This window comes from Micromonospora sp. 4G55 (assembly GCF_016803375.1).
Genome location: NZ_JAEVHN010000150.1, coordinates 1 through 11,617, shown reverse-complemented (window position 1 = coordinate 11,617; position 11,617 = coordinate 1). Strand labels below are relative to the sequence as shown.

The 11,617-nt window shown below is 73.6% G+C and carries 5 protein-coding genes and 3 pseudogenes; 4 read left to right on the top strand and 4 right to left on the bottom strand.

Annotation, left to right across the window (positions count from 1 at the left end; translation table 11 throughout):
• A pseudogene (locus JNW89_RS14925) lies at positions 1-573 on the bottom strand (HAD family hydrolase); the annotation flags it as partial.
• A 163-nt stretch (positions 574-736) separates the two neighbouring features.
• Between JNW89_RS14925 and JNW89_RS14920 the strand changes: the two are divergent.
• Positions 737-3,536, top strand: a pseudogene (locus JNW89_RS14920) (DEAD/DEAH box helicase).
• Between the two features lie 49 nt (positions 3,537-3,585).
• Here JNW89_RS14920 and JNW89_RS14915 read toward each other — a convergent pair.
• The 3 genes and pseudogenes from JNW89_RS14915 to JNW89_RS14905 all read right to left on the bottom strand — a co-directional run bounded on the left by JNW89_RS14915 (position 3,586) and on the right by JNW89_RS14905 (position 6,223).
• On the bottom strand, positions 3,586-4,506 hold the full coding sequence (locus tag JNW89_RS14915) for a 5'-3' exonuclease (protein WP_238449394.1): 921 nt from the start codon (positions 4,504-4,506) through the stop codon (positions 3,586-3,588).
• 98 nt (positions 4,507-4,604) lie between these two features.
• Positions 4,605-4,823 carry a hypothetical protein gene (locus JNW89_RS14910; RefSeq protein ID WP_238449393.1) on the bottom strand — a complete coding sequence of 73 codons (219 nt, stop codon included), beginning with the start codon at positions 4,821-4,823 and terminating at the stop codon, positions 4,605-4,607.
• Positions 4,824-4,961: 138 nt separating this feature from the next.
• A pseudogene (locus tag JNW89_RS14905) lies at positions 4,962-6,223 on the bottom strand (MFS transporter).
• Between the two features lie 86 nt (positions 6,224-6,309).
• Between JNW89_RS14905 and JNW89_RS14900 the strand changes: the two are divergent.
• The 3 genes from JNW89_RS14900 to JNW89_RS14890 all read left to right on the top strand — a co-directional run bounded on the left by JNW89_RS14900 (position 6,310) and on the right by JNW89_RS14890 (position 11,601).
• Positions 6,310-6,849 carry a helix-turn-helix domain-containing protein gene (locus JNW89_RS14900; protein WP_238449391.1) on the top strand — a complete coding sequence of 180 codons (540 nt, stop codon included), beginning with the start codon at positions 6,310-6,312 and terminating at the stop codon, positions 6,847-6,849.
• Positions 6,777-7,199, top strand: a complete 423-nt coding sequence (locus tag JNW89_RS14895) for a redoxin domain-containing protein (RefSeq protein WP_238449395.1) — start codon at positions 6,777-6,779, stop codon at positions 7,197-7,199. The genes JNW89_RS14900 and JNW89_RS14895 overlap by 73 nt, the downstream gene beginning before the upstream one ends.
• A 229-nt stretch (positions 7,200-7,428) precedes the next feature.
• Positions 7,429-11,601 carry a HAMP domain-containing protein gene (locus JNW89_RS14890; RefSeq protein WP_238449390.1) on the top strand — a complete coding sequence of 1,391 codons (4,173 nt, stop codon included), beginning with the start codon at positions 7,429-7,431 and terminating at the stop codon, positions 11,599-11,601.
• Positions 11,602-11,617 lie beyond the last annotated feature (16 nt).

The window sequence follows — 11,617 nt, the reverse complement described above, 5'->3', positions numbered from 1 at the left end:
GTGTCGCCCACCATCAACGTCCGCTCCGGGTCCACGCCGAGCATCCCGCACGCCCGCCAGAAGATCGCCGGGTCCGGCTTGCAGCGCCCCACCTCGTACGACAGGGCGTACGCGTCGACCAGCCCGTCGAGACCCCAGGCGGCGAAGAGCGGCCGGATGTCGAAGCCGATGTTGCTCACCACCGCCACCTTCACCCCCGCCTTGTGCAGCGCCCCCAGGGTGGCCTCGACGCCCGGATAGGGCACCCAGCCCTCCGGGACCAGCAGCCGCTCGTAGAGCGCCTCGGCGAAGCCCTCGATGCCGGCGTCCACCGTCTCGGCCAACCCGGTGTAGGCCCCCCCGGTGCGCGTACGGGTAGAGGTCCCGGTCGGCCCAGAGCTCGGCCAGCCGCGGCGGCACCCGCGCCGGCAGCGGCCCGCCCGCCCGACCCGCGGTGAGCAGCCGGTCGGCCAGCGCGGTGGCCCGCATCCGCTCCAACGTCACCCCGCAGGCGGCAGCCGCCTGGAGTACCCACTCGTGGGGCTCCTCCACCTGGGCCAGGGTGCCGTGGAAGTCGAACAGGACCGCCTCCACGGCGCGGCGGGGCGGACCCGGGCGGACGGCGTCGTCGGCGCCGCTCGGGACATGGGGCGGTTGGGCATGATCCGGCACGTCGTGCACCCTACCGACCCCCACCGACCACCCCACCGGACGCCTTGGCGGGTAGCCGTGCGGAGTACGCACTAATCTTGAGGACATGTCGAGCCCCGCCGAGCGGTACGCCGCGGCGCGCCGCCGGGCCGCGCAGGCCACCCAGTTCCCGGCGCTGGACGAGTTCGCCCTCGATCTGGGGTTCGACCTCGACGACTTCCAGCGTGAGGCGTGCCAGGCCCTGGAGCGGGGCAGCGGCGTGCTGGTCTGCGCTCCCACCGGCGCCGGCAAGACCGTCGTCGGCGAGTTCGCCGTACACCTGGCCCTGCAGGGGACGCCCGCGCGGCCGGCGGCGGCCGACGGCGGCGAGCAGCCTCCCGCCCGGCGCAAGTGCTTCTACACCACGCCGATCAAGGCGCTGTCCAACCAGAAGTACCACGACCTCGTCGACCGGTACGGCGCCGAGCAGGTCGGCCTGCTCACCGGCGACAACGCGATCAACGGCGACGCCCCCGTGGTGGTGATGACCACCGAGGTGCTGCGCAACATGCTCTACGCCGGCTCGGCCACCCTCGAAGGCCTGGCCTACGTGGTGATGGACGAGGTGCACTACCTCGCCGACCGGTTCCGCGGCGGGGTCTGGGAAGAGGTGATCATCCACCTGCCCGCCTCGGTCACCCTGGTCTCGCTGTCGGCCACCGTCTCCAACGCCGAGGAGTTCGCCGACTGGCTGGTCACCGTGCGCGGCGAGACCGCGGTGGTGGTCAGCGAGCACCGGCCGGTGCCGCTGTGGCAGCACATGCTGGTCGGCAAGCGGATGTTCGACCTGTTCCACGACGCGGACGCGGCCCGCAAGCACGACGTGCACCCGGAGCTGCTGCGCTACACCCGCGACACGGTGCGCCGCCTGGAGCTGGGCGAGGGGCGCAGCGCCGGCCCCGGCGCCGGGCGGCGCGGTCCCCGCTGGCGCGGCCCGATGCGTCCGGACATCGTCGAGCGACTCGACCGCGAGGGGCTGCTCCCGGCGATCCTGTTCATCTTCAGCCGCGCCGCTGCGCCGCCGCCGTACAGCAGTGCCTCGCCGCCGGGCTGCGCCTCACCTCGCCCGAGGAGCGCGCGGAGATCCGCCGGGTGGTCGAGTCCCGGGTCACCGCCATCCCCGGCGAGGACCTGACGGTGCTGGGCTACTGGGAGTGGCTCGACGGGCTGGAGCGCGGCCTGGCCGCGCACCACGCCGGCATGCTGCCGGTGTTCAAGGAGGTCGTCGAGGAGCTGTTCGTCCGCGGCCTGGTCAAGGCGGTCTTCGCCACCGAGACCCTCGCGCTGGGCATCAACATGCCGGCCCGCTGCGTGGTGCTGGAACGGCTGGTGAAGTTCAACGGCGAGGCGCACGTCGATCTGACGCCGGGGGAGTACACGCAGCTCACCGGCCGGGCCGGCCGGCGCGGCATCGACGTCGAGGGGCACGCCGTGGTGGTGTGGTCCCCGGAGACCGACCCGCGGCACGTCGCCGGGCTCGCCTCCACCCGGACCTATCCGCTGCGCTCCAGCTTCCGGCCGTCGTACAACATGGCGGTCAACCTGGTCGGCACGGTGGGCGCGGAGCCCGCCCGGGCGCTGCTGGAGTCGTCGTTCGCGCAGTTCCAGGCGGACCGCTCGGTGGTCGGCCTGGCCCGGCAGGTGCAGCGCAACACCGAGACCATCGAGGCGTACGGGGTGGAGGCCGCCTGCCACCACGGTGACTTCGACGAGTACTTCGCGCTGCGGGTGGCGATCGCCGACCGCGAGCGGGCCATCGCCCGGCAGGGGCAGACCCAGCGCAAGGCGGCGGCGGTGGCCTCCCTGGAGCGGCTGCGGGTCGGCGACGTGATCCGGGTGCCGTCGGGCCGGCGGGCCGGGCTCGCCGTCGTCCTCGACCCGGCCACCGGCGGCTTCGGCGAGCCGCGCCCGCTGGTGCTCACCCAGGACCGCTGGGCCGGCCGGGTCAGCCCCGGCGACTTCACCACCCCGGCGGAGGTGCTCGCCCGCATCCGGGTGCCCAAGCACTTCAACCACCGCTCCCCGGGCGCCCGGCGCGACCTCGCCGCCGAGGTCAGCGGCACCGGCCCTGGACCGGCACGGCGGTCGCCGCGGCGGCGTCCCGGCAGGCCGCCGGCGAGGACCACCGGCTCAGCCAGCTCCGCACCGAGCTGCGCCACCACCCCTGCCACGCCTGCCCGGACCGGGAGGAGCACGCCCGCTGGGCGGAGCGGCGCCGCCGGCTGGAGAAGGACACCGAGGAGCTGCGCCAGCGGGTGGCCGGCCGGACCGGCTCGCTGGCCCGGACGTTCGACCGGATCGTCGCGCTGCTCACCGCCCGGGGCTACCTCTCCGCCGACGGCGGGGTCACCGACGCCGGCCGGATGCTCGGCCGGATCTGGACCGAGGCCGACCTGCTGGTCGCCGAGTGCCTGCGCCGGGGCGTCTGGGACGGGCTCTCCCCGGCCGAGCTGGCCGCCGCCGTCTCGGTGGTGGTCTTCGAGGCCCGCCGCGACGTCGACGAGCGGGCCTCACTGCCCCGCGGCCCGGTCGCCGACGCGGTCGACGAGACGCTCAAGCTGTGGGGGGAGATCGAGGCCGACGAGGCCGGCCGAGGTCTCACCGTCACCCGCGAACCGGACCTCGGCTTCGCCTGGCCGATCTACCGCTGGGCCCGGGGCGAGACCCTGGCCAAGGTGCTGGCCAGCGGGCACGAGATCGACGGCGAGATGCCCGCCGGCGACTTCGTGCGCTGGTCCCGGCAGGTGGTCGACCTGCTCGGCCAGCTCGCCGACTCCGGTGGCGCCTCGGCCGACCTGCGGTCCACCGCGCGGCAGGCGATCGCCGCCGTCAACCGCGGCGTGCTCGCGTACCACTTCTCCACCTGAGCACCCGAGGCGTCGCCCGTCCCGGCCCGCCGGCCGCCCCGGCCGGCGGTCAGGGCCGGTCGGCGAGGGCGTCGACCAGTCGCCGGCAGGAGCCGGCCAGGTTCCACCGCTGCGCCAGCTCCAGCAGCCGCTCCGGCTGCGCGGGCGCGGTCGGCAACGCGGTGGGCAGCGCCGGCAGCGGTACGTCCCGCGCGACCTCCACCACCTTGGGCGCGACGGCCAGGTAGCCCCGGGCCGCGTCCAGCTTGGTGCGCAGCCCCGGTGCGAAGCCGGAACCGGGCTCGTCCAGCGCGGCGAGGATGCCCGCGAGGCCGCCGTACCGGTCGATCAGCCGGGCGGCCGTCTTCTCACCCACCCCGGGCACGCCGGGCAACCCGTCGCTCGGGTCGCCGCGCAGCGCGGCGAAATCGGCGTACCGGTCGGCGGGCACCCCGTAGCGGGCGCGGACCGCCGCGTCGTCGCAGTCCTCGAGCTTGGCCACGCCCCGCCCGATGTAGAGCAGCCGCACCCCGCGCACGTCGTCGACCAGCTGGAACAGGTCGCGGTCGCCGGAGACCACCTCCACCGGCGCGTCCTGGGTCACCGAGAGCGTGCCGAGCACGTCGTCGGCCTCGTAGCCGGTCGCGCCGACCGCGGTAATGCCGATCGCCTCCAGCACGTCCAGGATCATCGGCACCTGCGGGGAGAGGGTGTCCGGCACGACCTCGCCGCCCTGCGGCGCCACCCGGTGCGCCTTGTACGACGGCAGCAGCTCCACCCGCCAGGCCGGCCGCCAGTCGTGGTCGAGCGCGCAGACCATCCGGTCGGGGCGGCGGGTGCGCACCAGTTGGGCGAGCATGTCGAGGAAGCCGCGGACGGCGTTGACCGGCTGGCCGTCCTCGGTCTTCGCGGCCGACTCGGGAATGCCGAAGTAGGCCCGGAAGTAGAGACTCGGCGCGTCGATCAGCAGGATCGGGGGTCGCTGTGCCACGCCCGACAGCCTGTCACAGCCCTACGACGGTGTGGGGACGTGGCGGGCCGCGCCGGCCTGGCCGGTCCCGGTCCGGGCCCGCGCCGTCCCGCCGTGGCTCACCGCTGGTCGTCGTGGCGGTAGAGCGTCTCGCGGCGGGCCACGTACTGCAGGGCGTAGCTGGCCAGCAGCAGCACGATCGCCAGCACCACCTCGACGCCGGCGAGGACGCCGTCGGCGACGGTCAGCCCGAGCCCGAGCAGCGCCAGCCCGATCACGGCCAGGATGCCGGCTCCGAGCATCCGGCGACGCCGGCTGACCGCGCGCTCCTGCGCCACCGTGACCCCCTTCGCACCGACTCCGATCCAGGCTATCGGCGGCGGTCGGCGGGCGGAGGCGATAACCGCCGGTGGCCGGGGCCGCACCGGCAGACCGGGGAACGACGAGAGCATGGTGCCCCCCCCGGGCGGTGCCGCTCAGCGCGCGCCGACGACGTCCCGGTCACCGGCCCGGTCGACCGGCAGGTCGGCGAAGTCGCGCAGCCGGCGTACGGGCGAGCGGAGCAGGGCCAGCGGCGCGCACATCGCGGCGGCGGCGAAGACGAACAGGGTCCCGCGCGCGCCGACGACACCGGCGAGGGCGCCGGCGACCAGCCCGCCGACGGGGATCGCGCCCCAGGAGACGAAGCGGACGGTGGCCATCACCCGGGAGAGCAGCTCGGGTGGGCTGGCCGTCTGCCGGTAGGTGCGGGTGGTCACGCTGAGCACCACCACGCTGCCGGCGAAGACCACGTTGCCGACGGCGAACGCCAGGTACGCCGGCCAGCCGACCCCGAGCGGGACGACGAACGCGCCGGCGACGGAGACCACGCAGGCGACCAGGACCGACCGGGCGGTGCCCCACCGGCCGGTGATCCACGGGGTCAGCGCGGCGCCCACCAGCGACCCGACGCCCTCCACGGCGAGCAGGACGCCGACCAGCACGGCCGGAGCGTGCAGCTCGCGGACGAGGTAGAGCGGATAGACCGCGAGCTGCGCCCCGCAGACGAAGTTCACCGAGGTGGCGGTCCACATGGTCGGGCCCATCACCGGGTGGCGGGTCACGTACCGCCAGCCCTCGCCGATCATCTGGCGGATCGGGGGCCACCGGTCGGGGGCGTCCGCGCGGCGGGCCGGCAGCGAGCGCAGCAGCGCCGCGGAGACAAGGTAGCTGGCCGCGTCGATGAGTACCGTCGGCACCGCGCCGAGGGCCTGCACCGCGAGCCCGCCCAGCGCGGGGCCGCTGAGCTGGGTGGCGGCGTGGGTGGCCGAGGTCAGGCTGTTGCGGGAGTGCAGCTGCTCGCGGCCGACGACGGCCGGCAGGAAGGTGGAGTTGGCGACGTCGAAGAGCACGTTGGCGAAGCTGACCACCAGCGCCACCACGACCAGTTGCGCGACGGTCAGCCACCCCCACCACCAGGCCAGCGGGATGGACGCCACCGCGACGGCGCGGGCCAGGTCGGCGCCGACCTGCGCGCCCCGCAGCGGCAACCGCTGCACGATGACCCCGGCGGGCAGCCCGATCACCAGCCAGGCCACGTAGCCGGCGGCGGCGACCAGGCCCATCTCGAAGGCGGTCGCGTCCAGCACGGTCAGCGCGGTCAACGGCAGCGCCACCCCGCCGACCGCGACCCGACCAGGCTGGTCGTGCCGGCGGCCCACCAGCGCCAGAACACTCCGGCTCCCTGCTCGACGGTCAGCACCGTCAACCCCCCGTCCCCGAGCCAGTGAGTTCCAATCTGGAACGGACTATAGTCGACGGCGGACCGAGCGAGGGGGTGGGTGGATGAGGCGGGCGGACCTCGCCGACGCCGACTGCGGCATCGCCCAGGCCCTCGGCGTGCTGGGCGACTGGTGGACCTTCCTGATCGTGCGCGACGTCGCCGGCGGCACCACCCGCTTCGACGCGCTCCAGCGCGAGCTGGGGGTCAGCCGCCGGGCGCTGACCGAACGCCTCGCCGCGCTGGTCGAGCACGGGGTGCTGCGCCGGGAGGCGTACTCGCACCACCCGCCGCGCTACGACTACCTGCTCACGCCGAAGGGGGAGGGACTGCTGCCGGTGCTGGTCGCCCTCCAGGACTGGGGCAGCCGGCACGTGATGGGCGACGGGGCCCTCACCGCGACCGCGCTCGCCGACTCCGCCGAGGCCCGCCGGGTGCGCCAGCTCGTCGGCCGCCGGCTGCGGCGGTCACGCTGCCCGGGCACGACGGCGGCGACGAGTCGCGGCCGTGCCGGGCCGCTGGACGGTGCTCTATCTCTTCCCCGGCGCGTTCGCCCCCGGCGACCAGGGACTTCCGCCGGCTGGGGGAACATCCCCGGCGCCTAGGGTGCACGCTGGAGGCCCGCACGTACGCCGACCGGCACGAACTCATCCGGACCGCCGCGCCGAGGTGCCGGGGCGTGAGCACCCAGCGCCCCGACCAGTTGCGGGCCTTCGCCGAGTACGCCCGGCTGCCGTACCCGCTCCTGTCCGACCAGGACGGGCGGCTCGCGGCGGGGCTGCTGCTGCCGACGTTCCGGGCCGGCGGGGTGGACCGGTTCAAGCGGCTCACCCTGCTGGTCGACCCCGACGCCGTGGTCCGCGCGGTGCAGTTCCCGGTGACCGACCCGGCCGGCTCGGTGGCGGAGATGGTGGAGCTGGTCCGTCAGTCGTGCGGGTGCCCGGCGACGCGTTGATCCGGGTACGCCCGAGCGCCGCCGGCCCACCTCCGTCCCCGCCGCGCCGGCGCAGCTCACCCCGGTTCGCTCTCCCCTGCGGGTCGCTCGCGCAATGGGCATACTTGCGCGGTTGATGTTGTCGCCGCGCACGGCTCTCCGGTGCGCGGCGGCTCGGCGATGGGGGCGAGTGGTGGTCGAACAGACGGTGCCGCGGCGACGCGAGGCAGCGGGAAGCGCCGGCGGGCCGATGGCCGATCCGGGCCTGCGGCAGCTGCTGGCGGGCCTGACGGCGGTGCGGGACGGCGACTTCGGCACCCGGCTGCCCGAGGACGCCGACGGGCTGCTCGGCGAGATCGCCACCGTCTTCAACGGCATGGTGGACCAGTTGTCGCTGTTCACCTCCGAGGTGACCCGGGTGGCCCGGGAGGTCGGCACCGAGGGCCAGCTCGGCGGTCAGGCCGAGGTGCCCGGCGTCTCCGGCACCTGGAAGGACCTCACCGACTCGGTCAACGCCATGGCCGGCAACCTCACCGACCAGGTCCGCGACATCGCCGAGGTGGCCACCGCGGTGGCCCGGGGCGACCTGTCGCAGAAGATCACGGTCGACGTGCGCGGCGAGATCCTGGAGCTGAAGATCACCATCAACACGATGGTTGACCAGCTGTCGTCGTTCGCCGACGAGGTCACCCGGGTCGCCCGGGAGGTGGGCAGCGAGGGCCGCCTCGGCGGCCAGGCCGAGGTGCCCGGCGTCGCCGGCACCTGGCGCGACCTCACCGACTCGGTGAACTTCATGGCCGGCAACCTGACCAGCCAGGTCCGCAACATCGCCCAGGTCACCACCGCCGTGGCCCGGGGCGACCTGTCGCAGAAGATCACCGTCGACGCCCGCGGCGAGATCCTGGAGCTCAAGAGCACCATCAACACGATGGTGGACCAGCTGTCGTCGTTCGCCGACGAGGTCACCCGGGTCGCCCGCGAGGTGGGCACCGAGGGCCGCCTCGGCGGCCAGGCCGACGTGAAGGGCGTCTCCGGCACCTGGAAGGACCTCACCGAGTCGGTCAACGTCATGGCCGACAACCTCACCGCGCAGGTGCGCAGCATCGCGGAGGTCACCACCGCGGTCGCCAAGGGCGACCTGACGCAGAAGATCCGGGTCGACGCGCGCGGGGAGATCCTGGCGCTGAAGGAGACCATCAACACGATGGTCGACCAGCTCTCCGCGTTCGCCGACGAGGTGACCCGGGTGGCGCGCGAGGTCGGCACCGAGGGGCGGCTGGGCGGTCAGGCCCGGGTCTCCAACGTGGGCGGCACCTGGAAGGACCTGACCGACAACGTCAACGAGATGGCCAACAACCTCACCAACCAGGTGCGCTCGATCGCGCTGGTCGCCACCGCCGTCGCCCAGGGCGACCTGAGCCGGCAGATCACCGTCGAGGCCAAGGGTGAGGTCGCGGTCCTGGCCCAGACCATCAACACGATGGTCGGCACGCTGAGCGCCTTCGCCGACGAGGTGACCCGGGTGGCGCGCGAGGTGGGCACCGAGGGACGCCTCGGCGGTCAGGCGCGGGTGCCCAACGTCGCGGGCACCTGGAAGGACCTCACCGACAACGTCAACTCGATGGCGAACAACCTCACCGGCCAGGTCCGCAACATCGCCCAGGTCACCACCGCGGTGGCGCAGGGCGACCTGACCAAGAAGATCGACGTCGACGCCCGCGGCGAGATCCTGGAACTGAAGACCACCATCAACACGATGGTCGACCAGCTCTCCAGCTTCGCCGCCGAGGTCACCCGGGTGGCCCGGGAGGTGGGCAGCGAGGGCCGCCTCGGCGGTCAGGCCGAGGTCGAGGGCGTCTCGGGCACCTGGAAGCGGCTCACCGAGAACGTCAACGAGCTGGCCGGCAACCTGACCCGCCAGGTGCGGGCGATCGCCGAGGTGACCAGCGCCGTCGCCACCGGCGACCTGACCCGGTCCATCACGGTGGACGCCCCGGGCGAGGTCGGCGAGCTGAAGGACAACATCAACTCGATGGTGGAGTCGCTGCGCGAGACCACCCGCACCAACCAGGAACAGGACTGGCTCAAGACCAACCTGGCCCGCATCTCCGGGCTCATGCAGGGCCACCGCGACCTCGAGGTGGTCGCCGGCCTGGTGATGAACGAGCTGGCGCCCCTGGTCTCCGCGCAGCTCGGCACGTTCCTGCTGGTCGACGACCTCGCCGAGGGCAGGGCGCTGCGGGTCGTCGGCGGCTACGGGCACGACGCCAGCCGGCGCCGCTACGCCCTCGGCGACTCCCTCGTCGGCCAGGTGGCGGTGAGCAAGCGGGCCATCGTGGTCGACGCGGTGCCGGCCGACTACGTGACCGTCTCGTCCAGCCTGGGAGCCGCCGCCCCGCTGCACCTGGTGGTGCTGCCGGTGCTCTTCGAGGACCAGGTGCTCGGCGTCATCGAGCTGGCCAGCATGAGCCGGTTCACCGACACCCAGCGCGACTTCCTCGACCAGCTCACCGAGACCATCGGGGTGAACGTCAACACCATCGTCGCCAACGCCCGTACCGACATCCTGCTCACCGAGTCCCAGCGCCTCGCGGCCGAGCTGCGGACCCGGTCGGAGGAGCTGCAGGCCCGCTCCGAGGAGCTGCAGCGCTCCAACGCCGAGCTGGAGGACAAGGCGGCGCTGCTGGCCCGGCAGAACCACGACATCGAGACGAAGAACTCCGAGATCGAGCAGGCCCGCCAGGAGCTGGAGGCGCGCGCCCAGCAGCTCGCGCTCGCCTCGAAGTACAAGTCCGAGTTCCTGGCCAACATGAGCCACGAGCTGCGCACCCCGCTGAACTCGCTGCTCATCCTGGCCCAGCTGCTCGCGCAGAACCCGAACCGCAACCTGACCAGCAAGCAGGTCGAATACGCGACGGTGATCCACTCCGCCGGCACCGACCTGTTGCAGCTCATCAACGACATCCTCGACCTGTCGAAGGTCGAGGCCGGCAAGATGGACATCAACCCGGAGACCTTCGACCTGTCGGTCCTGCGCGACTACGTCGACGCCACCTTCCGCCCGCTGACCACGCCGCGCGGGCTGGAGCTGGACATCGTCACCGGCCCGGACGTGCCCACCACTCTGCACACCGACGAGCAGCGGCTGCGCCAGGTGCTGCGCAACCTGGTCTCCAACGCGGTCAAGTTCACCGAGCAGGGCAGGGTGCAGCTGCGCATCGAGCGGGCCCGGCCGGACGAGTTGCCCGGCGGCGTCGAGCCGACGGAGACCGTCATCGCGTTCCGGGTCATCGACACCGGCATCGGCATCGCCGAGCAGCACCTGACCGCGATCTTCGACGCCTTCCAGCAGGCCGACGGCACCACCAGCCGCCGGTACGGGGGCACCGGCCTCGGTCTCTCCATCAGCCGCGAGATCGCCCACCTGCTGGGCGGCCGGATCACCGCGCAGAGCGTGCTGGGTCAGGGCAGCACCTTCACCCTCTACCTGCCCGCCACCGTCGTCGGACCGTACGGCGTCGAGGCCGCCGGCCCGCTCGGCGGTCACCTGGTCGCGCCGGCGGAGCCGGACCCCTACCGGCGTACCGAGCAGCGGCGCCTGCTGGTGCTCGAGGGACACGACAAGGGTCTGCTCACCATGCTGGCCCAGGGTGTCGCGGCGGGGCCGGCGGAGCACGCGGTCGACGTGTCCACGGCGGTGGACACGACGTCGGCGATCGAGGCGCTCACCGCGCACCGGCACCACCTGCTGGTGCTGCACCTGGACCTGTCCGTCGAGGGCGGGACGGCCCTGCTCAAGGCGCTCGACGACCACCCGGACCTGCACCGCCTGCCGGTGCTGGCCTACCACGGGCAGCCGCTGACCGCCGGCCAGGAGACGCTGCTGCAGGCCTTCGCCAAGGACCGGCCGCTGGAGGTGCTGCGCAGCCTGGACGACCTGCGCGAGCGCATCGCCCTGCACCTGTCGGCGGAGAGCCCTGAGCGGGTCGTGCCGCTCACGCCTCCCACCGCCGACGCCGCGCTGGCCGGGGACGCGTTCGCCGCGGCGCTGACCGGGCGCAAGGTCCTGGTCGTCGACGACGACGCCCGCAACGTCTTCGCGCTGACCAACATCCTGGAACTGCACGGCATCGACGTCGTCTACGCCGAGAACGGCCGCACGGGCGTCGAGACGCTGATGCGCCACGACGACATCGACCTGGTGCTGATGGACGTGATGATGCCGGAGATGGACGGGTATGCCGCCACGGCGGCGATCCGCGCCATGCCCCGCTACGCCGAGCTGCCGATCATCGCCGTCACCGCCAAGGCGATGCACGGCGACCGGGAGAAGAGCATCTCCTCGGGCGCCAGCGACTACGTCACCAAGCCGGTCGACGCCGACGACCTGCTGCACTGCATCCACCGCTGGCTCAGCAGCTGACGCCGCCGTCCGCTCC